This window comes from Serratia sp. 2723 (assembly GCF_050434425.1).
Lineage (GTDB): Bacteria > Pseudomonadota > Gammaproteobacteria > Enterobacterales > Enterobacteriaceae > Chania.
This window is the reverse complement of sequence record NZ_JBNDIN010000002.1, coordinates 430343-453458: the sequence shown is the minus strand read 5'-3', so window position 1 is coordinate 453458 and position 23116 is coordinate 430343. Positions and strand designations below refer to the sequence as shown.

Sequence of the window (23116 nt, the reverse complement as noted above, 5' to 3'; positions counted from 1 at the left end):
TCTCAGCGTTGTTAGGGATTGCGAATACATGCAGGCACAGTCACCGTTATCACGCTACCAGCAGGCGCTGGATGCGGGGGAATATCAGGCCGATGCGGTTCAGCGCCAGGCCGTTACGCAGTTGGATCAGATCTATCAGGCGTTGCAACAGCTACCGGCTCCCGCCGCCGCTAACGCTGGCAAGCGCCGCACGCTGCTCAACCGTTGGTTGGGTAAGCGTGAGGAAACCCCTGCTCAGCGCCCGGTGCAGGGGCTATATATGTGGGGAGGCGTTGGCCGGGGCAAGACCTGGTTGATGGATCTGTTCTTCCACAGCCTACCCGGCGATCGCAAACTGCGGTTGCACTTTCACCGCTTTATGCTGCGGGTACATGAAGAGCTGACGGAGCTGCAAGGGCAGGAAAACCCGCTGGAGATCGTCGCCGACGGCTTCAAGGCGCAAACGGACGTGCTGTGTTTTGACGAGTTCTTTGTCTCCGATATCACCGATGCCATGTTGTTGGCAACGCTGTTGCAGGCGCTGTTCGCTCGCGGTATTACACTGGTGGCTACCTCTAACATCATTCCGGACAACCTGTATCGCAACGGGCTGCAACGCGCACGTTTCCTGCCGGCGATCGATTTGATCAACGAGTATTGCAACGTGATGAACGTGGATGCAGGCATCGATTACCGGTTGCGTACCCTGACGCAGGCCCATCTGTATCTGACCCCGCTCAATCAGCAAACACAGGACACGATGGATCGCATCTTCCTCAAGCTGGCGGGCCACGCCGGGGAAGAGGCTCCGGTGCTGCAAATCAATCACCGGCCAATGCCCACCTTGCGCGCGGTGGAAGGGGTATTGGCGATCGATTTTCATACCCTGTGTGAAGAGCCGCGTAGCCAACTGGATTACATCGCGTTGTCACGCCTCTATCACAGCGTAATACTGTATAATGTGCGCATTATGGGGCCGCTGAAGGAAAATACCGCCCGCCGTTTCCTGGCGTTGGTGGACGAATTCTACGAGCGCCACGTCAAACTGGTGATTGCCGCCGAAGCTTCGATGTTCGAGATCTATCAGGGCGAACAGCTGAAGTTCGAGTTTCAGCGTTGCCTGTCCCGCCTGCAAGAGATGCAGAGCGAGGAGTATCTGAAGCTGCCTCATCTGCCGTAAACGGCGTTCGGGCCTGGCTTCCAGGCCCAGTTGCGTCCCCGATTATCGTTGCCAGATCGGCCCCCCGCGCTAAATCCGTTTTCCCGGTAAAAACAGGTCGACCTTTGTGAGCGACTTCTCTATAATCTTGCGACCCCACGTTACAACAAAGTTTTTTTCCCAAAACTTTGTATAGTGCCGGCAATGGCTATTCGAAGGGGTAGGTTTGCTGGACTTGATGGTCGTGTGAGCCTCAACTGTTTTCGAGCGTTGGGTGAACACCTACGTGTAACTAAATTATTGGGTAAGCTTTCTAATGAAAACTTTTACAGCTAAACCAGAAACCGTAAAACGTGACTGGTATGTTGTTGATGCAGACGGTAAAACTTTAGGCCGTCTCGCTACTGAACTGGCTCGTCGTCTGCGCGGCAAGCATAAAGCGGAATATACCCCGCACGTTGATACCGGTGACTACATCATCGTTCTGAACGCAGAAAAAGTTGCTGTAACCGGCAACAAGCGTACAGACAAGGTGTATTACCACCACACCGGCCACATCGGTGGTATCAAGCAAGCGACCTTTGAAGAGATGATTGCCCGCCGTCCTGAGCGCGTGATTGAAATCGCGGTTAAAGGCATGCTGCCAAAGGGTCCGTTGGGTCGTGCAATGTTCCGTAAACTGAAAGTTTACGCGGGCACCGAGCACACTCACGCGGCACAGCAACCGCAAGTTCTTGACATCTAATCGGGATTATAGGCAATGGCTGAAAATCAATACTACGGCACTGGTCGCCGCAAAAGCTCCGCCGCTCGCGTTTTTATCAAGCCGGGCAGTGGTAACATCATTATTAACCAGCGCAGCCTGGAACAGTACTTCGGTCGCGAAACTGCCCGCATGGTAGTTCGTCAACCGCTGGAACTGGTCGACATGGTTGGCAAACTGGATCTGTACATCACCGTTAAAGGTGGTGGTATTTCTGGTCAAGCTGGCGCTATCCGTCACGGTATCACCCGTGCACTGATGGAGTACGACGAGACTCTGCGTGGTGAATTGCGTAAAGCTGGCTTCGTCACTCGTGACGCGCGTAAAGTTGAGCGTAAGAAAGTCGGTCTGCGTAAAGCACGTCGCCGTCCGCAGTTCTCCAAGCGTTAATTTTTTCTGCTTCGGCAGGACGATTTACGCGAAAAACCCGCCTCTTCGGCGGGTTTTTTTATGCCTGTAATCAGATTAAAATTAATTAAAATCAGTGTGTTAGGTGATAAATTAACGCATAGTCACCACAAAACAGTCAAAATCTGGTAAACTATCACCCACTTTTGCGCCTGTTCGCCGTGCAGTGCTGTCAGTCTACCTCCGAGGCCGTTTTCCAGACCTAAGGTTTATCTGTGAGCTGCGGGCTTGCGGTCACGATTATTCAGGATAGCAGCCTGAGATACCCAATCAATTTCACGTCGCAGCCAGGCGGCAACAACGCAATGGCTCGTGGAGTGATGGGTATTTTGGCTATTCGCCGTATTTTCTAGATAACTTGGAGGTTTTCATGGCTGTCGCTGCCAACAAACGTTCGGTAATGACGCTGTTCTCTGGCCCGACCGACATCTTTAGCCATCAAGTACGTATCGTACTGGCGGAAAAAGGCGTCAGCGTCGAGATCGAGCAGGTAGAACCCGATAATCTGCCACAGGATCTGATCGACCTCAACCCATACCAAACGGTACCGACGCTGGTTGATCGCGAGCTGACGCTGTATGAATCCCGTATCATCATGGAATACCTTGATGAGCGTTTCCCTCATCCGCCGTTGATGCCGGTGTACCCGGTGGCACGTGGTGAAAGCCGTCTGATGATGCTGCGAATCGAAAGAAACTGGTACACGCTGATGTACAAAATCGAGCAGAGCAACGGCCAGGAAGCTGAATCAGCGCGCCGTCAACTGCGCGAAGAGCTGCTGGCGATTGCGCCAATCTTCGGCCAGACCCCGTATTTCATGAGTGAAGAGTTCAGCCTGGTAGACTGCTACCTGGCCCCGCTGCTGTGGCGTTTGCCGCAACTGGGTATCGAACTGAGCGGTGCCGGTTCCAAAGAGCTGAAAGGCTACATGACCCGCGTCTTTGAGCGTGATGCATTCCTGGCCTCTCTGACCGAAGCCGAGCGCGAAATGCGCCTGCAGACTCGGGGCTAAGCATCATGGATATGTCTCAGATGACCCCGCGCCGTCCTTATCTTTTGCGGGCATTCTATGACTGGCTGTTGGATAACCAACTGACTCCGCATCTGGTTGTGGACGTGATGCGCCCAGACGTGCAGGTTCCGATGGAATTTGCACGCGATGGTCAGATTGTGCTGAACATTGCTCCGCGTGCCGTCGGCAACCTGCAACTGGGTGACGACGAAGTCACCTTTAACGCACGCTTTGGTGGTGTTCCTCGTCAGGTGCTGGTGCCAATGGCGGCCGTGCTGGCAATTTATGCGCGAGAGAACGGGGCAGGTACCCTGTTTGAACCGGAAGCCAAGTACGAAGATGAAGGGGCTTTCGAGGGGCTGGAAGAGGTGTCCAGCCCAACGAGCCTGATGTCAGTGGTTGATAGCGAGCGTCAGGATAGCGTTGAAGACGATAACGGCCCTGATGATGAACCGCCACAGCCGCCACGCGGTGGTGGCCGTCCGGCGTTGCGTGTCGTGAAGTAAGCTACAGCAGGCAGGGAAAAAGGTGCAACTCAGGTTGCGCCTTTTTTATTGCCTGTAGATCGGGGGTTTGCGTAATGTTTAGGCGGTGGAGTCGTGGTTTTCCCCTCACCCCAACCCTCTCCCACAGGGCGAGGGGGCTGGCCGGAGCGCTTGGTTGGCCTGTGCAGCTTCGGGAAGTGGGGGAGTAAGTACGAAGAAAAATTAGCGAACTCGTTCGGCAAAGGGCGAGGGGGCTGGCCGAAGCGCTTGGTTGGCCTGTGCAGCTTCGGGAAGTAGGGGAGTAAGTACGAAGAAAAATTAGCGAACTCGTTCGGCAAAGGGCGAGGGGGTTGGTTGTGCAGCTTCGGGAAATGGGGAAGTAAGAAGATGGGTATTACGCAGAAAAATCAGCGGGCTCGATCGGTTCCCTCTCCCTGTGGGAGAGGGTTAGGGTGAGGGGCATCACCTGAGCATGACGCCACCTCTTGCCCTCAACCGATATAAATCACACTTCCAGATAACACATGATGCCTTCGGCAGCCTTGCGCCCTTCGGCAATCGCGGTAACCACCAGATCGGAACCGCGAACCGCATCGCCACCGGCGAAGATTTTCGGGTTGCTGGTCTGGAAGGCGTTATCGACCGATTCCGGTGCCACGATGCGGCCCTGCTTGTCCAACTGCACGTCGTGCGCAGCCAACCAGTCCATCTGGTGCGGGCGGAAGCCAAAGGCCATCACCACCGCATCGGCGTCGATCACGTGCTCAGAGCCTGGCACCTGTTCGGCAATCTGGCGGCCATTGGCATCCGGGGCACCCAACTGAGTACGCACCATCTTGACGCCAGCGACGCGCCCCGCGCTGTTAAGCTCAATGCTCAACGGCTGCAGGTTGAACTGGAACTCGACCCCTTCCTCGCGCGCATTCTTTACTTCGCGTTTGGAACCCGGCATGTTCGCTTCATCCCGGCGATAGGCACAGATGACCTGAGTCGCGCCCTGACGAATAGAGGTGCGTACGCAGTCCATGGCGGTGTCACCGCCACCCAGAACCACCACACGCTTGCCTTCCATGCTGACATACGGCTCGTGCTGTTCTGGTTGGTAGCCCATCAGTTGCTTGGTGTTGGCGATCAGGAACGGCAGCGCATCGTACACGCCCGGTGCCTCTTCGTTTTCCAATCCACCACGCATCGATTGGTAGGTACCTACGCCGAGGAACACCGCATCGTATTCGCTCAGCAGCGCATCCATGGTGATATCTTTACCGACTTCGGTATTGAGCTGGAACTCGATACCCATCTCGCTGAAGATGCCGCGGCGTTTTACCATCACCTCTTTTTCCAGCTTAAAGGCCGGAATGCCGAAGGTCAGCAGGCCGCCGATCTCTGGATGACGATCGTAAACCACCGCTTTGACGCCGTTACGGGTCAACACGTCGGCACAGGCCAGGCCCGCCGGGCCAGCGCCAATAACGGCCACCCGCTTGCCGGTTGGGTGCACGTGGGACATATCCGGCTTCCAGCCCATCTCGATGGCTTTATCGCTGATGTAACGCTCGATATTGCCGATGGTCACCGCGCCAAACTCGTCGTTCAGGGTACAGGAACCTTCGCACAGGCGATCTTGTGGGCAAACGCGGCCACACACTTCCGGCAGGCTGTTGGTCTGGTGTGCCAGATCCGCCGCCTCCATGATGCGGCCTTCATTCGCCAGCTTCAGCCAGTTGGGAATATAGTTGTGAACCGGGCATTTCCATTCGCAATAGGGGTTGCCGCAGGACAGGCAACGGTCGGCCTGCGATTTCGCCTGGGTTGCCGAAAAGGGTTCATAGATCTCTACAAACTCAATTTTGCGGATCTTCAGCGGTTTCTTTGGCGGATCAACGCGCTGCAGGTCGATAAATTGATAAACGTTCTGACTCATTCAATGACCCCTTACTGCGCCTGAACCCGCAGCTCGGCTGCGGAACGACTACGGTGACCCAACAATGCTTTGACATCACTGGACTTCGGCTTGACCAGCGCAAACTTCGGCGCCCATACCGGCCAGTTAGCCAAGATCTCTTCTGCCCGCGATGAACCGGTCAACTGCACGTGTTCGGTGATCAAACCGCGCAGGTGCTCTTCATGGATCGCCAGTTGATCGACGTCCAGCACTTCCACCAGTTCCGGGTTGACGCGTTTGCGGAACTCGCCGTCTTCGTCCAGTACATAGGCGAAGCCGCCGGTCATACCTGCACCAAAGTTGATGCCGGTCTTGCCCAATACACACACGATACCGCCGGTCATGTATTCACAGCCATTATCGCCAATGCCTTCAACCACGGTAATTGCCCCGGAGTTACGCACGGCGAAACGCTCCCCGGCACGGCCTGCGGCGAACAGCTTGCCACCGGTTGCGCCGTACAGGCAGGTGTTGCCGATGATGCTGGCCTCGTGGCTGCGGAAGGCCGAGCCCACCGGAGGACGCACGGCGATACGGCCACCGGCCATCCCTTTACCGACGTAGTCGTTGGCATCGCCGGTCAGGGTCAGCTCAACGCCACCGGCATTCCACACGCCGAAGCTCTGGCCTGCGGTACCGGAGAAATGCGCCTTGATCGGATCGGCTGCCATCCCTTGATCGCCATGCAGTGTGGCAATAGCCCCTGACAAGGTCGCGCCGACGGAACGATCGGTGTTACGGATATCGAAATAGAAGGTCTTGCTGTGCTTGGCCTCAATATGCGGCTGTGCCTGTGCCATCAGCTCCTTGTTCAGCACGCCCTGATCGAACGGCGGGTTGCTGCTTTCGGTGCAGTGTAGGGCTTTGCCCGCGTGTGGCGTGGCGGTTTTCAGCAACGGTGACAGATCCAGCTTGTTCTGCTTGGCGGAGATCCCGTCGAGTTCGGTCAGGAACTCGGTGCGGCCAATCAGATCGACCAGTTGGCTGACGCCCAGCGAGGCCATGATCTCGCGAGTTTCCCGAGCGATGAACTGGAAGTAGTTGGTCACGCGTTCTGGCAGGCCGTGATAGTGATCGCGGCGCAGTTTTTCATCTTGAGTTGCCACGCCGGTCGCGCAGTTGTTCAGGTGGCAGATACGCAGGTATTTACAACCCAGCGCTACCATCGGGCCAGTGCCGAAGCCGAAGCTCTCTGCACCCAGAATGGCTGCCTTGACAATATCGACGCCGGTTTTCAGGCCACCATCCACCTGTAGGCGGATCTTGTGGCGCAGGCCGTTGGCGACCAGGGCTTGCTGGGTTTCCACCAGACCAAGTTCCCACGGGCAACCAGCGTACTTGACCGATGACAGCGGGCTTGCACCGGTGCCGCCATCGTAACCGGCAATGGTGATCAGATCGGCATAGGCTTTCGCTACGCCGGTGGCAATGGTGCCCACGCCCGGCTCGGAAACCAGCTTCACCGAAATCATCGCCTTCGGGTTCACCTGTTTCAGATCGAAAATCAGCTGCGCCAAATCTTCTATCGAATAGATGTCGTGATGCGGCGGAGGCGAGATCAGGGTAACGCCCGGCACCGAATAACGCAGTTTGGCGATATACGGTGTGACCTTATCACCAGGCAACTGACCGCCTTCACCCGGCTTGGCACCTTGGGCGACCTTTATCTGGATCACGTCGGCGTTCACCAGATAGGCTGGGGTCACACCGAAGCGGCCAGAGGCCACCTGCTTGATACGGGAAACCTTGTTGGTGCCGTAGCGCGCCGGATCTTCACCGCCTTCACCGGAGTTGGAGAAACCGCCCAGGCTGTTCATGGCAATCGCCAGCGACTCATGGGCTTCCGGGCTGAGTGCCCCAATGGACATGGCGGCGGTATCGAAGCGTTTGAACAGCGATTCGGCCGGTTCAACCTGATCGACCGGGATCGGCGCGCCTTTCGGGGTGATCGCCAGCAGATCGCGCAGTGTGGCAATCGGGCGCTCGTTCACCAGCTTGGCATAAGTCTGGTAATCGCTGTATTCACCGCTGTGCACCGCTTTTTGCAGCGAGTTCACCACGTCTGGGTTATACGCATGGTACTCGCCGTTGTGGACGAATTTCAGCAGGCCACCTTGATCCAGCGGCTTGCGTTTCAGCCAGGCGCGTTTGGACAGGTTTTGCAGATCCTGCTGGAAATCGCTGAAGCTGGCACCGCCGATGCGGCTGACCACGCCCTGGAAGCAGAGATCGGACAGGTCACGGTGCAGGCCGACGGCTTCAAACAGTTTGGAACAGCGGTAAGAGGCGATAGTCGAGATGCCCATTTTGGACATGATCTTGTACAGCCCTTTATTGATGCCGTTGCGGTAGTTCAGCATCACGTCGCGGTATTTCTTGTCGATCGCCTGGCTGTCGACCAGCTTGGCCAGTGTCTCATAGGCCAGATACGGGTAGATGGCGGTAGCGCCAAAGCCCAGCAGCACGGCGAAGTGGTGCGGATCGCGGGCGCTGGCGGTTTCAACGATGATATTGGCGTCGCAGCGCAGGTTCTTGTCCACCAGGCGGGTCTGGATCGCCCCTACCGCCATTGGCGCCGGTACCGGCAGACGCTGGTTGCTGATGGCACGGTCGGACAGCACCAGCAACACTGCGCCGTCACGGACTTTACGTTCCGCTTCGTCGCACAGGGCATGGATGGTCTGTTCCAGATCCTGCTCAGCCGGATCGAAGGTCAGATCGAGGGTGTCGGCACGATAATATTCGCCTTCCAGCGTGGTGAGCTGTTTGAAATCCGAATACAGCAGGATTGGCGATTTGAAGCTCAGGCGGTGGGCCTGGCCTTCGGCTTCGCAGAATACGTTCATCTCGCGGCCGATGCTGGTAGCCAGAGACATCACGTGGGCTTCACGCAGCGGATCGATCGGCGGGTTGGTGACCTGAGCGAACTGCTGGCGGAAATAGTCATAAATGATGCGCGGGCGGCTGGAAAGCACGGCGAACGGGGTGTCATCACCCATTGAGCCGGTGGCTTCCTGGCCGATCTCGCCCAATACGCGGATCACCTGGTCCAGCTCTTCGCTGCTGTAGCCGAACTGCTTCTGGTAGGTTTCCAGCGTGGCGTCATCCAGCTCGCGGCTGCCCACCTGATCTTCCGGCAGGTCTTCGAACGGCACCAGACGTTTGACGTTCTTCTCCATCCACTCTTTATACGGGTGGCGGCTTTTCAGATCGTTGTCGGTTTCGGCGGAGTGCAGGATCTTGCCGCTGCGGGTGTCGATCACCATCAGCTCGCCTGGCCCGACGCGGCCTTTTTCAATGACCTCATCCGGCTGGTAATCCCAGATGCCAACTTCCGAGGCACAGGTGATCAGCTTATCTTTTGTGATGACGTAGCGCGCAGGACGCAGACCGTTACGGTCCAGGTTACAGGCGGCGTAGCGGCCATCTGACATCACGATGCCTGCCGGGCCGTCCCACGGCTCCATGTGCATCGAGTTGAAGTCAAAGAAGGCGCGCAGATCGGTGTCCATATCCGGGTTGTTCTGCCAGGCCGGTGGCACTAGCAAACGCATGGCACGGATCAGATCCATACCGCCTGCCAGCAACAGCTCCAGCATGTTATCCAGCGAACTGGAGTCGGAGCCGGTTTCGTTAACGAAAGGTGCGGCGGCTTGCAAATCCGGGATCAGCGGGGTCTGGAACTTGTAGGTACGCGCTCGTGCCCACTGGCGGTTGCCGGTGATGGTGTTGATTTCACCGTTGTGTGCCAGATAGCGGAACGGCTGTGCCAAAGGCCAGCGCGGCACGGTATTGGTTGAGAAGCGTTGGTGGAACAGGCAGATGGCCGATTCCAACCGCAGATCGGCCAGATCCAGATAGAAGCGTGGCAGGTCGGCTGGCATGCACAGACCTTTGTAGATCGTCACCAGGTTGGAGAAACTGCACACATAGAAGCTGTCGTCCTGGACGCGCTTCTCGATACGGCGACGGGCCACAAACAGGCGGCGTTCCATATCGCGTGGACGCCAGCCCGCAGGGGCGTTCACGAAAATCTGTTCAATACGCGGCAGGGAAGAGAGGGCGATTTCACCCAGCACGTCCGGGTTGGTAGGAACTTCGCGCCAGCCGACGATCGACAGCGTTTCGTTCTGCAGCTCTTCTTCAACAATGCGGCGGCTGGCACGGGCTTCCTCTTCGTTCTGGCTGAGGAACATCATGCCAACGGCGTAGTTCTTGGCTAAACGCCAGCCGCGCTCTTGTGCCACCATGCGGAAAAAGCGATCGGGCTTTTGCAATAACAGGCCGCAACCGTCGCCAGTCTTGCCGTCAGCAAGAATTGCACCACGGTGTTGCATACGGGCCAGTGCGTGAATAGCGGTCCTCACCACTTTGTGGCTAGGTTCGCCTTCTATGTGGGCGATCAGGCCGAAACCACAGTTGTCCCTCTCATGGGATTTATCGTACAGCATATCAGTGAACCTCCCCAGGCTCTGTGTGACTCTTACAACCCACTGCGAAGGGCCTGCTCAATTTCAGGCAGAAGTCCAATCAGCAAGGTTTAAATATCGCCAATCTGCTTTTCCGCCCTCCATCAATGGCCTCTCGTGACGGTTCTCACAAGTGGTAAATGACTTGTTTTAAGAGGGAGTCTTAAATTACTGCATAATTATGACGAGACGTTTGCCCGTCCAGAAAGCTTCCAGCGGACCTCCAACTTAGCGAGAAAGAATACGCAGGTCAAATATGGGCTTCACAGGGATTTCGATGGCTTGCTTGAGGTTTATGATGATGAAAAATAAGTTTTTTAAGACATTTTTGGCGCAATGGAAAGGCAAGGGAAGTGCCGCGAAAATGTGAGCTGTCTCACTATAGTGCAACGCCTGAATCTCTGCACCATGCTAGTGCTGACGGCAATGTCAGAGTTTTATTCTGGTAAATTTATATTTATTGTTGTTTATAACTATTTTTCATCGCTTTGTCATAAAGCTGTTAAGCGCGTGCTGAGGATTAGAAACTTTCATTGAGATAAAAATGATTTTATTTGCACTAATAATGAATAGTTATGCCTAAGGCGGCCTTTGGGGAAAAGCGTTGATCCCTGTCATCGCGGGAAAAGCCGTTTCTTATTAGCATAACGGCCTTCAAACACAGAGAGACACCAAGATTATGCAGTTGCCGCAATTAGTCAATATGTTTGGTAGCGATCTTCAGCGCCGTTATGGGGAGAAGATCCACAAACTCACGCTGCACGGTGGGTTTAGCTGCCCAAACCGCGACGGCACGCTGGGGCGCGGCGGCTGCACTTTCTGCAATGTGGCCTCTTTTGCCGATGAACAGATGCAGCAGCAAAGCATTGCGGAACAACTAGCCATTCAGGCGCAGAAGGTTAACCGGGCCAAGCGCTATCTGGCCTATTTCCAGGCTTATACCAGCACCTATGCTGAAGTCGAACTGTTGGCCAACATGTACCGGCAGGCGCTGACGCAGGCCGAGATGGTGGGTATCTGTGTCGGCACCCGGCCAGACTGCGTGCCGGAAGCGGCGCTCGATCTGCTGGCTGGCTACCGTGAACAGGGCTTCGAGGTGTGGCTGGAACTGGGGCTGCAAACGGCGCACGATAAAACGCTAAAGCGCATCAATCGTGGCCACAATTTCTCCTGTTATCAGCAGACCAGCCGCCTGGCGCGGGAACGCGGCCTGAAGGTATGCAGCCACCTGATCGTTGGCCTGCCCGGTGAGACTTATCAACAGCATCTGGCTACGTTGCAAGCGGTGGCTGAGTGTGGGGTGGATGGCATCAAGCTGCACCCGCTGCATATCGTCACCGGTAGCACTATGGCGCGAGCCTGGCAGGCGGGGCGTTTGCCTGAACTGTCGCTGGAGGATTACGCATTCAGCGCCGGGGAAATGATCCGCCATACGCCGAAGGAGATTATCTACCACCGCATCTCGGCCAGCGCCCGTCGTCCCACCCTGTTGGCACCATTATGGTGCGAAAACCGTTGGAACGGCATGCAGGCCGTCGGTGGCTATCTTCAGCGGCATGGTGGCCAGGGTTCGGCTTTGGCCGCAGACCAGCAATACCTGCCTTAAAACCCCGCCCTCAGGTGGCGAATTGCAACCATTCCCACAGTTCACAGTAAGGTTTCTTATCTTAACCGCATTTTACGGTATGATTTGAGAGATTATGTCTGTTGGGAATGGCTCATGAAGCAAATCCGGGTGTTAGCCCAGTACTACGTTGATTTGATGGTGAAACTGGGGCTGATGCGCTTTTCACTGTTGCTGGCTTCAGCGCTGGTGATACTGGCGATGGTGGTGCAGATGGCGGTCACCATGCTGCTGCGTGGTGAAGTGGAAAGCATCGACGTGGTGCGCTCTATCTTCTTCGGCCTGCTGATCACGCCTTGGGCGGTTTATTTCCTTTCGGTGGTGGTGGAGCAACTGGAAGAGTCGCGTCAGCGCCTGGCTCGGCTGGTGGATAAGCTTGAGGAGATGCGCAATCGCGATCTCGCGCTGAACCAGCAGATGCGGGAGAACATCAGCCAGCTCAATCAGGAAATTGCCGACCGCATCAAGGCGGAGCAAGATCGCCAACAGGTGATGGACAAGCTGACCGAAGAGATGGAGCAGCGTGAACAGGCACAGGTGGAGTTGGGCCAACAATCGGCATTGCTACGCTCCTTCCTCGATGCCTCCCCCGATCTGGTTTACTACCGCAACGAAGAAAAAGAGTTTTCCGGCTGCAACCGGGCGATGGAGCTGCTGACCGGCAAGAGTGAAAAACAGCTGATCGGCCTGACCCCCTTTGATGTCTACAGCAAAGAGATCGCCGAAAAAGTCATCGAAACCGATGAGAAAGTATTCCGCCACAACGTCTCCCTGACCTATGAACAATGGTTGGAGTATCCGGACGGTCGCAAGGCTTGTTTTGAACTGCGCAAGGTGCCGTTTTACGACCGCGTGGGCAAACGTCACGGGCTGATGGGCTTTGGCCGTGATATAACCGAGCGTAAGCGCTACCAGGACGCGCTGGAGAATGCCAGCAGGGACAAGACCACCTTTATCTCAACGATCAGCCACGAGCTTCGTACGCCGCTTAATGGCATCGTCGGCCTGAGCCGTATTCTGCTCGATACCGAACTGAACGATGAGCAACTGAAGTATTTGAAAACCATCCACGTCAGCGCCATCACCCTGGGTAATATTTTCAACGACATCATCGAGATGGATAAACTCGAGCGGCGCAAGGTCCAGTTGGACAATCAGCCGGTCGACTTTACCGGCTTCCTGGCGGATCTGGAGAACCTCTCCGGCCTGCTGGTGCAGCCGAAAGGGCTGCAGTTCGTGATGGAACCCGAGCTACCGCTGCCGCAGAAAATCATTACGGACGGCACGCGCCTGCGGCAGATCCTGTGGAACCTGATCGGCAACGCGGTGAAATTCACCCAGCAAGGCCAGATCGTGGTGCGCGTCAGGCGCGAAGAGCAGGAACAGATCGTGTTTGAGGTTGAAGACTCAGGCATGGGGATCCCACAGGATGAGCAAGACAAGATTTTCGCCATGTATTATCAGGTCAAAGACCAGAACGGCGGCCGTCCGGCGACCGGCACCGGGATCGGTCTGGCGGTCTCCAAACGGCTGGCGCAGAGTATGGGTGGGGATATCACGGTAAACAGCGCGCAAGGGCACGGTTCTTGCTTCACCTTGGCCATCAAGGCACCAGCGGTGGAGGAAGTGCTCAATGAGGTCCAGGCGGTGGAAGAAATGCCGCTGCCGGCGTTGCATATCCTGCTGGTGGAAGATATTGAACTGAACGTGATCGTGGCCCGTTCGGTGTTGGAGAAGCTGGGCAACAGCGTCGCAGTGGCGATGAACGGCCGCGATGCCTTAGCCATGTTCGACCCGGATGAGTTCGATCTGGCGCTGTTGGACATCCAACTGCCGGATATGAGCGGGCTGGATATCGCCCGTGAGCTGCGTGAGCGTTATGCGGGCCGTTCACTGCCGCCGTTGATTGCGTTGACAGCTAATGTGCTGAAAGACAAGAAAGAGTATCTTGAAGCGGGCATGGACGATGTGCTGAGCAAGCCGTTGTCGGTACCGGCCTTGACCAAGATGATCAAGCATTACTGGGATCATCAACCCCAACATACCACAAAGAAAACGGAGCAAAAGTCGATGCAGATTAATGAATCGTTATTGGATACCGCGATGCTGGAGCAGTACATGGATCTGGTGGGGCCGCAGTTGATCCATCAGAGCCTGGCGATGTTTGAACAGGTGATGCCGGGGTATCTGGCGGTGCTGGATTCCAACATGACCGCGAAGGACGAGAAAGGGATCACCGAAGAAGGGCACAAAATCAAGGGGGCCGCTGGCTCCGTCGGGTTAAAACATCTGCAACAGCTGGCTCAGCAGATCCAGACGCCAACGTTACCGGCCTGGCAAGACAACGTGCAAGAGTGGGTCGATGAGCTGAAGCAGGAATGGCGCAATGATGTGGCGGTGCTGCGAGCTTGGGTAGAGAACGCTGAAAAAAAATGACCCCAGCCGAGGCCGGGGTGCGCGAATATTGCGCCAACACCAGGGAAATCATTAACCTGCGTATTGGTTTTTAGCGTTCTGGTAGAGCAGGTGTTTCGGAATTCATGTACATCATACAGCGAACAACATACCAAATGTAAGCGCTCTTGTTAGAAGAATCATTAAAATATGTGATGTAGTTAGTATTTGTCGCCTCTGGGCCTGCCTTTGCTGGCGGTCCTGGCTAGGAGAATGTCGATGAAACAGGTCGCTGTAGTGCTGAGTGGTTGTGGTGTTTATGACGGGGCAGAAATCCATGAGGCGGTGCTCACCTTGCTGGCTTTGGATCGTGCCGGTGCGCAAGCGGTCTGCTTTGCACCGGATAAGGCACAACTGCATGTTATTAATCATTTATCCGGCGAAGAAATGCCGGAGAGCCGCAACGTTTTGCTGGAGTCGGCACGCATCGCTCGTGGTAAAATTCAGGCGCTTTCGCAGGCCGATGCCGAGCAGTTGGATGCCCTGATTGTGCCTGGTGGATTTGGTGCCGCAAAGAATTTGAGCAGCTTTGCCATGCAAGGGGCGGAATGTTCAGTAAATCCCGATTTGTCTAAGCTTATTCGAGAGATGCATAAGAGAAACAAACCAATGGGTTTTATGTGTATTGCACCAACGCTGCTGCCGAAAGTTTTCGATCAACCGTTGCGATTGACCATTGGTAACGATCCCGATCTGGGGGAAGTGATTGATGCCATGGGCGGTGAGCCGGTGATCTGCCCGGTTGATGACATCGTGGTTGATGTTGAAAACAAGGTCGTCACGACCCCGGCCTACATGTTGGCCCAGTCGATCGGCGAGGCGGCGCAGGGAATTGATAAGCTGGTGTTACGGGTGCTGGATCTGGTGGAATGATAAGGTTTTCTCGTAAATCGTGGATTGTTCGCCTGTGGTTTTGGTTTAAACGTGGCGTTGTTGCGATTATTGGCCTGTGGCTGGTGGGGATCATTGTGTTCGCTTTTCTGCCGGTGCCGTTTTCTGCGGTGATGGTGGAGCGGCAACTCGGTGCCTGGTTGAGCGGTGATTTCGGCTATGTGGCGCATTCTGACTGGGTAGCGATGGATGATATTGCCCCCTCAATGGCACTGGCGGTGATGGCGGCAGAAGATCAGAAATTCTCCGACCACTGGGGGTTCGACGTTGCGGCCATTGAAAAAGCGCTCAGCCACAATAAAAAGCGGCCAACGCGCATCCGTGGTGCTTCGACCCTTTCTCAGCAAACGGCAAAGAACCTGTTTTTGTGGGATGGACGCAGCTGGGTGCGCAAAGGGTTGGAGGCTGGGCTAACGGCGGGCATTGAGCTGGTTTGGACCAAACGGCGTATTTTGACGGTGTACCTGAATATCGTCGAGTTTGGTGACGGCATCTTCGGTGTGGAAGCGGCGGCTCAGCATTTTTTCCACAAGCCGGCAAGCCGCTTGACGGCATCTGAAGCGGCCCTGCTGGCGGCGGTGCTGCCTAATCCACATCGTTTTAAGGCCGGAGCTCCTTCGGGATATGTGCTCCAACGCCAACAGTGGATTATGCGCCAGATGCGCCAGTTAGGTGGGGAAGGGTTTCTTAAGGCGAACGATCTGAAGTGATGGCCCCTCACCCCAACCCTCTCCCACAGGGAGAGGGAGCTGTTAGCCTCTGCTCTGTGGGGAGAATGGGGTAATCTCAGGAGCCTCGATCGCTGCTCCAACCAAGATGAGTCAGTCGGTGCTCATGATGAATCACCCTACTTTCAGCCTAACTCGATCGGTCCCCTCCCTGTGGGAGAGGGAGCTGTTAGCCTCTGCTCTGTGGGGAGAATGGGGTAATCTCAGTAGCCTTGATCGCTGCTCCAACCAAGATGAGTCAGTCGGTGCTCATGATGAATCACCCTACTTACAGCCTACTCGATCGGTTCCCTCTCCCTGTGGGAGAGGGTTAGGGTGAGGGCAGCAGACAACGCCGATCTCACCCCGACTCACGAGATCATTTAACGTAGGTAAACGCCGTCGTCACATGCTTCACGCCGCTAACCTGGCTGGCGATCTGTGCCGCAGACTGGCCTTCCTGCTGTGTTACCAAACCTAACAAGAACACTTCGCCATTTTCGGTAGTCACCTTCACGTTTGAAGATTTGACGGTATCGCTGGTCAGGATCTGCGAACGTACCTTGGTGGTGATCCAGGTATCGGAAGAGGCGGTGCCCAGGCTGATTGGCGTGCCCTGGCGGATCTCGTTATACACTTCGGCGGCACCGTCGACGCCAAGTGCGATCTGTTTCGCCCGGCTGGCGAGTTCGGTGCTAGGTGCCTGGCCGGTCAGTAGCACTTTGCCCTGATAGGCCGTTGCCACGACACGGGCTTCTTTCTTCAGTTGCTGATCTTTGCCGATGGCATTTTCGACCCGGGCTTCCAACGTGCCGTCATCGACCTGCGTTCCTACCGTGCGTGGATCGGTGGCCGTCTTGGTGGCAACCGCTGCGCTGCCAACGACAACGCCTGCGATACAGCCTTGTAACAGCAGGGTGCTGCATAGCACTGCAAATGTGGCTCTTAGCTTCATCTCGGTTCCTCTAATCGTCCTGGTGGGGGAACAATGTGTTATCAATCAGGTCGCATAGGCAATTGACGGTAAGCATATGCATTTCCTGAATGCGTGCACTGCGGTGAGAGGGGATGCGTATCTCCACATCCTGCTGGCCGAGTAACCCCGCCAGCTCTCCGCCATCGTAGCCGGTAAGCGCAACAATGGTCATATCACGCGTTACCGCAGCTTCGACCGCTTTTACAATATCACGGCTATTGCCGCGGGTGGAAATCGCCAGCAGCACGTCACCGGTGTGGCCGAGTGCCCGCACCTGTTTGGCATACATTTCATCATGCAGACGATCGTTGCCGATGGCGGTCAGCACCACGTTATCGGCGTTTAGCGCGATTGCGGGCAGGCTCGGGCGCTCGGTTTCAAAGCGGTTGATCATGCAGGCGGCAAAATGCTGAGCGTTGGCCGCCGAGGTGCCGTTGCCACAGCACAGGATCTTGTTGCCGTTCAATAACGATTGAACCAGGGTCATCGCGGCACGGGATATCGCGTCAGGTAAGGCTTCCGCCGCCGCAATCTGGGTTTGGATACTCTCGGTAAAACAGACTTTGATTCTATCCAGCACGTTGTTTTAATCCACTAGGTCAAGGGCCGGCATACACCGGTCAACAGGGTTTAATCCGCATTGAAGGCATTGGGTATCCATTCTAACTGGCTACCGGTAATGGCTAAAACATCAAAACGGCAAGATGATGTGTCAAAACTGGCGCCTCGCCCCGCCAGCCAAACGCTGGCGGCATGCAGCAATCGCCGTTGCTTACGGTAAGTCACGCTGGCCGCTGCGTCACCAAAGGCGGCGCTGCGCCGGTAGCGGACTTCGACGAACACCCAGGTTTGACCATCACGCATGATGAGATCGAGCTCACCTCCACGTACCGCCACGTTGGCGGCGGTGAAGGTAAGCCCGGCGCGCTCCAGGTATTGGCGGGCCTGGTTCTCATAGCCCGCTCCCTTGGCGCGTTGGTTCAGGAGACCGGAACGACCGAGCCCTGGCGGTATTGCAGCCAAGTCAGTTTCCTGGTGATCACACAGTTAGGTGAAGAGGTCAGTACACCGGTGGTTCCTGAAATCTGGAATCCTGGCAACTGGCGCATTTGAGCAAAGTGGTTGGCCAATGTCCAGGCATCCATCCCCATGGCGTAGAGGCGCACCAGGGAATAGTCGTTACGGAATTTGGCGCTGGCTTGCTGCTGCAACTGTGGATTGGCCCCTGCCAGCAGAGGAATATCACTGAATTGCAGACCTTCCATTTCCAGACGGAAGTCCGGGCCAGCACCGGCCTGATAGCTGCGTGAGCTGGCAAACATGGCGGGTTTGCTACGTGAGCTGGTGGTCATGTCGATCATCGGTTTGATCAGCGTCAGCTGGCTCTGCGTGGCGACGATATACACCGAGTCCACGTTGCCGGTGGTAGAAGCCGGAATATCGCTTGGTGGTGCTGGAATCGTCAGACCAGCGATAGTCACCGACTGTGGCGCTGGAGCCTGCGAGGCCACCGGGATGCCGTTCATGCGGATCCCGCCGCTGTTGACCATCTGGCGTAACTCACCGGCAGAGCCAATCCCTTGTTGCAACACGGTCTGGCCACCGAGTTTCTGCCACTCTTCGGTGAAGGCTTTGGCAATGCGATCGCCAAATGCGCCGCGTGGCAGCAGCAGTAACGGCTGGCGCTTTTGCTGTTCCCAGATATGGCGGGCGGCGTCGCGGGCTTCATCTTCCGGCGACAGGGCGAAGTAACAGATGTTCGGAATGTCCTTCGGTTGCTCAGGCTGGTTGAGTGCCAGCACGTTCAGCGTCGTCGAGGTGGTGGCGAGCTGATCGACGTCGGTCTTCAATAACGGGCCCACGATCAGGGTTGCGCCATCCTGCTGGGCTTGAGCCAATAACGCTGGCAGAGGCTGGCTGGAGGTATCGTAAACTTTCACCTGCCCGCCGGTTGCCGGGGCTGGAGTGACGGGGACTGGAGCTGGGGTAGCGGGTGGTACTGCGGCTACCTGAGTTTCATCCGCAGCAGGGGCTGAAGTACTTACGGCACCATTGGCATTGTCTGGCGTCACCGCCACGGTCTGGTCGGGATTATTGGTCGGTTGTATTGCTTGAACAGGCGCGGCGAGTGCGATGCCACTTTGTGCTGCGTTAAAGCCCTGCTGGATCGCATCGGCAAACACCTTGGCCTGGCCGTTCAGCGGCAGCAGCAGGGCGATATGCGAAGTCGAAGCCTGAGTGAAATTCAGCACCTGATTCAACTGGGTTGGCAAGTTTTTCGCCGCCGGATTCTGCGGGTAGCGGTTCTGCCAGTCTTTGATACCTGCCTTCAGCAGATCGGGATCCTGACGGTTGTCCTGATAGACACGTAACAGATCCAGCCAGCCCTGCAACACGTTTTCGTTGGCGTTGATGACCAGGCTGTTCATGTCGGCGGGTTTCAGGCCAAGCAGCGTTTGCCAGGTTTTGTCCAGATTATCCTGATGAGCCTGGCCGCTAAGTAACGGCTCCTGGGCGATATAGGCGCGGATCAGCGGCAGTGAGGCTTGGCCCTGGTTCGCCGCGATTTGCGCCTGATACAGGCGAACCAGTTGATTCGGTGACAGCGCGCTGCTGTCGATATTGTTCAGCGCATCGCGGGCTGCGCCTGAATTCTTGTTGGCCACCTGCAGTTCTGCGCTCAATAGCTGGCGCTCAAGCTGTTGGGTAGCCGTCAGGTTTTGCGGCAAGGTGCTCAGTTGCTCGGTGGCCTGTGGCAGCTTGCCTTCACGAGTTAATGCGCGAATCGCAAGTAATTGCCAGTCAGCCTTGTTATCATCGCTGCTTTGCTGCAACTGCTGTAGATAGTAATCAGAGTTGGCACGGGCTTCGTCCTGGATATTTGAGGGCGGAGTCTGTGGAACCTGACTTGGACAACCAGCTAACAGCAGGGCTGCCAGTACAACAGGCACTAATCGCCCTGCTTTGGTACGAAGGAATGTTGAGGAAAGCATACTGTATCCAGTGATGTTTTTTTCAAGATGCTCAATATTAAATCGGCAATCCGGATGAAACAATGAATCAACACCAACAATCAGCCATTTCTGCATCGACACTGTACGTGGTGCCCACCCCCATCGGCAACCTGGGGGATATGACTCATCGGGCAGTAGAGGTACTGAAAAGCGTCGATCTGATTGCGGCGGAAGATACGCGCCATACCGGGTTGCTGCTGCAACACTTTGCTATTAGCGCGCGGTTGTTTGCGCTGCACGACCATAACGAACAGCAGAAGGCGGACCAACTGCTGGCAAAACTGCAGGAAGGCCAAAGCATAGCACTGGTGAGTGACGCAGGCACGCCACTGATTAACGATCCGGGTTATCACCTGGTACGCCGTTGCCGTGAAGCGGGGATCCGCGTCGTGCCGCTGCCGGGCGCCTGTGCTGCCACCACCGCACTGTGTGCCGCCGGTGTGGCTTCCGATCGTTTCTGCTACGAAGGCTTCCTGCCAGCCAAAACCAAAGGCCGTAAGGATACCCTGCTGGCGCTGGCAGAGGAACCGCGAACGCTGATTTTCTACGAATCTACCCATCGTTTGTTGGAAAGTTTGCAGGACATGGTCACCGTGTGGGGGCCACAGCGCTATGTGGTGCTGGCGCGTGAACTGACCAAAACCTGGGAATCTATCCACGGTGCCCCGGTGGGGGAACTGCTCGCCTGGGTGCTGGAAGATGAGATGCGCCGCCGGGGGGAGATGGTGCTGATTGTGGAAGGTCACAAGGCGCAGGAAGACGATTTGCCGCTTGAGGCACTGCGTACCCTGGCTCTGCTGCAAAAAGAGCTGCCGCTGAAAAAGGCAGCGGCGTTAACCGCAGAGATCCATGGCGTGAAGAAAAATGCGCTGTATAAACATGCGCTGGAGCAGCAGGAAGAGTAAAGCGGTTGACCTGCTGGCGCAGCAACGCTACTATCCGCGCCGGAGTTGACCAGACAGTCGCCGCTTCATTGCCGTCCTCTTCGGGGGAGACAGATGGAGGGGAGGAAAGTCCGGGCTCCATAGGGCAGGGTGCCAGGTAACGCCTGGGAGGCGCAAGCCTACGACTAGTGCAACAGAGAGCAAACCGCCGATGGCCCGCGCAAGCGGGATCAGGTAAGGGTGAAAGGGTGCGGTAAGAGCGCACCGCGCGGCTGGCAACAGTCCGTGGCACGGTAAACTCCACCCGGAGCAAGGCCAAATAGGGGTTCACATGGTACGGCCCGTACTGAACCCGGGTAGGCTGCTTGAGCCAGTGAGCGATTGCTGGCCTAGAGGAATGACTGTCCACGACAGAACCCGGCTTACCGGTCAGCTCCCTCTATACAGATAACCCCGCGTGACGAGAGTCGCGCGGGGTTTTTCTTTTCCTATACCGGCAAATCAATCAGCAGCGCACGTAGCGGCGCTTCGGCCTGGATGGTGAGGCGGTTTTCCTCGCGGATAAACGCACCGTCTCCACAGGTCAGGCGCTGGCTCTGGTGATGGTCGCCATTGACCTCAACGGTGCCGTGGATCGATTGCAGGTAGGCGCGTGGCCCATGCAGGGTAAGCGTCTGCTGCGCTCCCGCCGGTAAGTTCAAATGATGTATCCAGACCTGTTGGCGCAGTTGCAGGCTGCCTTGGGCCCCATCCGGTGAGGCTAGCAGCGTATAGGGCTGATCTGCCAGGCTCAAACGCTGCACACGCTCATTGCTACGCTCCGGGCAGGCATCCAGCCACAGCTGCATCCGGGTCAGTGGCGTACTGCTGCTGACGTTCTGTTCGCTGTAGCTAAGCCCCGTGTGCGTAGCCAGCAATAGCGCCTCTCCTGCCGCCGCGCGAACGGTATTGCCATCGCTGTCTCGATATTCGGCTTCACCCTGCAGGATCAGATTCAGGATATCTACGTTGGGATAGGTGCGCGGTTGGAAGGCGGCACCTGGTGCCAACACCTCTTGGTTCAATACCCGCAGCGAGGCATAGCCCATCAGTTTGGGATCGAAGTAGTGGCCAAAGGAAAAGGTATAACGAGCCTGTAGCCAACCAAAGTCAGCTTGCCCGCATTGTTGTGCTGTTCTGCATGTGATCATGGCAATCGGCTCTCTAAATTCATTCTCTTGATGGTAAGCATCTGGACGGCGGATTGTTAGCCAGTTAATCTGGTCGGTATATTCAAATTTCCTGAAAGAGAGTTTCGATGGCCAGAGATCGGGCGTTAACGCTTGAAGCGCTTAGGGTAATGGATGCGATCGATCGCCGTGGCAGCTTTGCCGCCGCCGCCGATGAGTTGGGGCGAGTACCTTCGGCACTCAGCTACACCATGCAAAAATTGGAAGAAGAACTGGATGTAGTGCTGTTTGACCGCTCCGGGCATCGTACCAAATTTACCAACGTTGGGCGCATGCTGCTTGAGCGTGGCCGTGTACTGCTCGAGGCGGCAGACAAGCTGACGACCGATGCAGAGGCATTGGCGCGGGGGTGGGAAACCCATCTCACCATCGTCAGCGAAGCGCTATCCCCTGCCTACAAGCTGTTCCCTTTGGTCGATAAGCTGGCGTTGAAGGCCAATACTCAGGTTTCGATCTTTACCGAAGTGTTGGCCGGGGCGTGGGAACGGCTGGAGCAAGGGCGGGCCGATATCGTTATTGCGCCGGATATGCACTTTCGCGCCTCTTCTGAAATCAACACCCGCAAGCTGTATAAGGTGATGAGCGTGTACGTTGCCGCACCGGAACATCCGATCCATCTGGAGCCGGAGCCGCTGTCGGAGCTGACTCGGGTAAAATACCGTGGTATTGCGGTGGCGGATACCGCGCGCGAGCGGCCAGTCTTGACGGTGCAATTGCTGGATAAACAGCAGCGCCTGACGGTAAGCACCATCGAAGATAAGCGCCGTGCTTTGCTGGCCGGGCTGGGGGTTGCCACCATGCCTTATCCGATGGTGGAGAAAGATATCGAGCAAGGGCGTTTACGCGTAGTGGGGCCGGAATACAGCCGTGAGGCGGATATCATCATGGCCTGGCGGCGCGACAGCATGGGCGAGGCTAAATCCTGGTTCCTGCGTGAGATCCCGCGCCTGTTTGCACGCGAGGAGAACCAGTAACTTCTTCGCATTTTCGCATTGTGTAAGTCCCCTCACCCTAACCCTCTCCCACAGGGAGAGGGGACCGATCGAGTTCGTTAATTGCTCTGCGTAATACTTTTATTTGCTTGTTTTTACTCCCGATCCCCGGGGTTGTACGGGCT

18 protein-coding genes and 1 other RNA gene are annotated in these 23116 nt (G+C 56.3%); 12 read left to right on the top strand and 7 right to left on the bottom strand.

What is annotated here, in order from left to right; translation table 11 throughout:
• Positions 1–28: 28 nt before the first annotated feature.
• The 5 genes from zapE (at position 29) to sspB (ending at position 3827) form a co-directional block, all read left to right on the top strand.
• The gene (gene zapE, locus ABIE29_RS04715) at positions 29–1159 is read left to right on the top strand and encodes a cell division protein ZapE (protein WP_429617048.1); all 1131 of its coding nucleotides are present in this window, start codon (positions 29–31) and stop codon (positions 1157–1159) included.
• A 295-nt stretch (positions 1160–1454) separates the two neighbouring features.
• On the top strand, positions 1455–1883 hold the full coding sequence (gene rplM / locus ABIE29_RS04710) for a 50S ribosomal protein L13 (protein ID WP_021180678.1): 429 nt from the start codon (positions 1455–1457) through the stop codon (positions 1881–1883).
• A 15-nt stretch (positions 1884–1898) separates the two neighbouring features.
• On the top strand, positions 1899–2291 hold the full coding sequence (gene rpsI, locus ABIE29_RS04705; RefSeq protein ID WP_429617047.1) for a 30S ribosomal protein S9: 393 nt from the start codon (positions 1899–1901) through the stop codon (positions 2289–2291).
• A gap of 388 nt (positions 2292–2679) precedes the next feature.
• Positions 2680–3321, top strand: a complete 642-nt coding sequence (sspA, locus tag ABIE29_RS04700; protein ID WP_024483694.1) for a stringent starvation protein SspA — start codon at positions 2680–2682, stop codon at positions 3319–3321.
• A 5-nt stretch (positions 3322–3326) separates the two neighbouring features.
• On the top strand, positions 3327–3827 hold the full coding sequence (gene sspB / locus ABIE29_RS04695; protein ID WP_429617046.1) for a ClpXP protease specificity-enhancing factor: 501 nt from the start codon (positions 3327–3329) through the stop codon (positions 3825–3827).
• 484 nt (positions 3828–4311) lie between these two features.
• Here sspB and ABIE29_RS04690 read toward each other — a convergent pair whose 3' ends face one another.
• Positions 4312–5730 (bottom strand): glutamate synthase small subunit, encoded by a 1419-nt coding sequence (locus tag ABIE29_RS04690; RefSeq protein ID WP_429617045.1) that lies wholly within the window; start codon positions 5728–5730, stop codon positions 4312–4314.
• Positions 5731–5741: 11 nt separating this feature from the next.
• Positions 5742–10202: a glutamate synthase large subunit gene (gene gltB / locus ABIE29_RS04685; RefSeq protein WP_429617044.1), complete on the bottom strand. Its 4461-nt coding sequence runs from the start codon at positions 10200–10202 to the stop codon at positions 5742–5744.
• Between the two features lie 697 nt (positions 10203–10899).
• On the opposite strand from gltB, the gene ABIE29_RS04680 reads away from it, so the two are divergent.
• The 4 genes from ABIE29_RS04680 to mtgA all read left to right on the top strand — a co-directional run bounded on the left by ABIE29_RS04680 (position 10900) and on the right by mtgA (position 15899).
• Positions 10900–11826, top strand: coding sequence for a TIGR01212 family radical SAM protein (locus ABIE29_RS04680; RefSeq protein ID WP_429617043.1), 927 nt, complete (start codon positions 10900–10902; stop codon positions 11824–11826).
• A 114-nt stretch (positions 11827–11940) separates the two neighbouring features.
• Positions 11941–14280: an aerobic respiration two-component sensor histidine kinase ArcB gene (gene arcB, locus ABIE29_RS04675; RefSeq protein WP_429617042.1), complete on the top strand. Its 2340-nt coding sequence runs from the start codon at positions 11941–11943 to the stop codon at positions 14278–14280.
• Positions 14281–14517: 237 nt separating this feature from the next.
• Complete coding sequence (elbB, locus tag ABIE29_RS04670; protein ID WP_429617041.1) at positions 14518–15171, top strand: isoprenoid biosynthesis glyoxalase ElbB; 654 nt, start codon at positions 14518–14520, stop codon at positions 15169–15171.
• Entirely contained in the window at positions 15168–15899 is a 732-nt protein-coding gene (mtgA, locus tag ABIE29_RS04665) for a monofunctional biosynthetic peptidoglycan transglycosylase (protein WP_429617040.1), read from the top strand. Before elbB ends, mtgA begins: the two co-directional genes overlap by 4 nt.
• A 376-nt stretch (positions 15900–16275) precedes the next feature.
• On the opposite strand, the gene dolP is transcribed toward mtgA, so the two are convergent.
• Genes dolP through ABIE29_RS04645 form a run of 4 tightly spaced genes read right to left on the bottom strand, consistent with a single transcriptional unit; the run spans position 16276 to position 19865 of the window.
• Positions 16276–16851, bottom strand: coding sequence for a division/outer membrane stress-associated lipid-binding lipoprotein (dolP, locus tag ABIE29_RS04660; protein WP_429617039.1), 576 nt, complete (start codon positions 16849–16851; stop codon positions 16276–16278).
• Between the two features lie 10 nt (positions 16852–16861).
• Positions 16862–17452: a DnaA initiator-associating protein DiaA gene (diaA, locus tag ABIE29_RS04655; RefSeq protein ID WP_021806942.1), complete on the bottom strand. Its 591-nt coding sequence runs from the start codon at positions 17450–17452 to the stop codon at positions 16862–16864.
• Positions 17453–17502: 50 nt separating this feature from the next.
• Positions 17503–17856 carry a YraN family protein gene (locus ABIE29_RS04650; protein WP_429617086.1) on the bottom strand — a complete coding sequence of 118 codons (354 nt, stop codon included), beginning with the start codon at positions 17854–17856 and terminating at the stop codon, positions 17503–17505.
• Positions 17853–19865 (bottom strand): penicillin-binding protein activator, encoded by a 2013-nt coding sequence (locus tag ABIE29_RS04645; RefSeq protein WP_429617038.1) that lies wholly within the window; start codon positions 19863–19865, stop codon positions 17853–17855. The genes ABIE29_RS04650 and ABIE29_RS04645 overlap by 4 nt, the downstream gene beginning before the upstream one ends.
• A gap of 62 nt (positions 19866–19927) precedes the next feature.
• Between ABIE29_RS04645 and rsmI the strand changes: the two genes are divergently transcribed.
• Together rsmI and rnpB are read left to right on the top strand one after the other, a co-directional pair.
• Positions 19928–20791, top strand: a complete 864-nt coding sequence (gene rsmI / locus ABIE29_RS04640; protein ID WP_429617037.1) for a 16S rRNA (cytidine(1402)-2'-O)-methyltransferase — start codon at positions 19928–19930, stop codon at positions 20789–20791.
• A 41-nt stretch (positions 20792–20832) separates the two neighbouring features.
• Positions 20833–21211, top strand: an RNA gene (gene rnpB, locus ABIE29_RS04635) — RNase P RNA component class A.
• A gap of 47 nt (positions 21212–21258) precedes the next feature.
• On the opposite strand, the gene ABIE29_RS04630 is transcribed toward rnpB, so the two are convergent.
• A complete protein-coding gene (locus ABIE29_RS04630) occupies positions 21259–21960 on the bottom strand; it encodes a pirin family protein (RefSeq protein WP_429617036.1) in 702 nt (233 codons plus the stop codon).
• 107 nt (positions 21961–22067) lie between these two features.
• Here ABIE29_RS04630 and ABIE29_RS04625 point away from each other — a divergent pair, with 107 nt between their 5' ends.
• Positions 22068–22973, top strand: a complete 906-nt coding sequence (locus tag ABIE29_RS04625) for a LysR family transcriptional regulator (protein WP_429617035.1) — start codon at positions 22068–22070, stop codon at positions 22971–22973.
• The last annotated feature ends 143 nt before the right edge of the window (positions 22974–23116 follow it).

What these genes read in the sequence shown, in the direction of transcription:
- zapE (WP_429617048.1), top strand. Translation starts at nt 29, where the DNA reads ATGCAGGCACAGTCACCGTTATCACGCTACCAGCAGGCGCTGGATGCG.
- rplM (WP_021180678.1), top strand. Translation starts at nt 1,455, where the DNA reads ATGAAAACTTTTACAGCTAAACCAGAAACCGTAAAACGTGACTGGTAT.
- rpsI (WP_429617047.1), top strand. Translation starts at nt 1,899, where the DNA reads ATGGCTGAAAATCAATACTACGGCACTGGTCGCCGCAAAAGCTCCGCC.
- sspA (WP_024483694.1), top strand. Translation starts at nt 2,680, where the DNA reads ATGGCTGTCGCTGCCAACAAACGTTCGGTAATGACGCTGTTCTCTGGC.
- sspB (WP_429617046.1), top strand. Translation starts at nt 3,327, where the DNA reads ATGGATATGTCTCAGATGACCCCGCGCCGTCCTTATCTTTTGCGGGCA.
- ABIE29_RS04690 (WP_429617045.1), bottom strand. Translation starts at nt 5,730, where the DNA reads ATGAGTCAGAACGTTTATCAATTTATCGACCTGCAGCGCGTTGATCCG.
- gltB (WP_429617044.1), bottom strand. Translation starts at nt 10,202, where the DNA reads ATGCTGTACGATAAATCCCATGAGAGGGACAACTGTGGTTTCGGCCTG.
- ABIE29_RS04680 (WP_429617043.1), top strand. Translation starts at nt 10,900, where the DNA reads ATGCAGTTGCCGCAATTAGTCAATATGTTTGGTAGCGATCTTCAGCGC.
- arcB (WP_429617042.1), top strand. Translation starts at nt 11,941, where the DNA reads ATGAAGCAAATCCGGGTGTTAGCCCAGTACTACGTTGATTTGATGGTG.
- elbB (WP_429617041.1), top strand. Translation starts at nt 14,518, where the DNA reads ATGAAACAGGTCGCTGTAGTGCTGAGTGGTTGTGGTGTTTATGACGGG.
- mtgA (WP_429617040.1), top strand. Translation starts at nt 15,168, where the DNA reads ATGATAAGGTTTTCTCGTAAATCGTGGATTGTTCGCCTGTGGTTTTGG.
- dolP (WP_429617039.1), bottom strand. Translation starts at nt 16,851, where the DNA reads ATGAAGCTAAGAGCCACATTTGCAGTGCTATGCAGCACCCTGCTGTTA.
- ABIE29_RS04645 (WP_429617038.1), bottom strand. Translation starts at nt 19,865, where the DNA reads ATGCTTTCCTCAACATTCCTTCGTACCAAAGCAGGGCGATTAGTGCCT.
- rsmI (WP_429617037.1), top strand. Translation starts at nt 19,928, where the DNA reads ATGAATCAACACCAACAATCAGCCATTTCTGCATCGACACTGTACGTG.
- ABIE29_RS04630 (WP_429617036.1), bottom strand. Translation starts at nt 21,960, where the DNA reads ATGATCACATGCAGAACAGCACAACAATGCGGGCAAGCTGACTTTGGT.
- ABIE29_RS04625 (WP_429617035.1), top strand. Translation starts at nt 22,068, where the DNA reads ATGGCCAGAGATCGGGCGTTAACGCTTGAAGCGCTTAGGGTAATGGAT.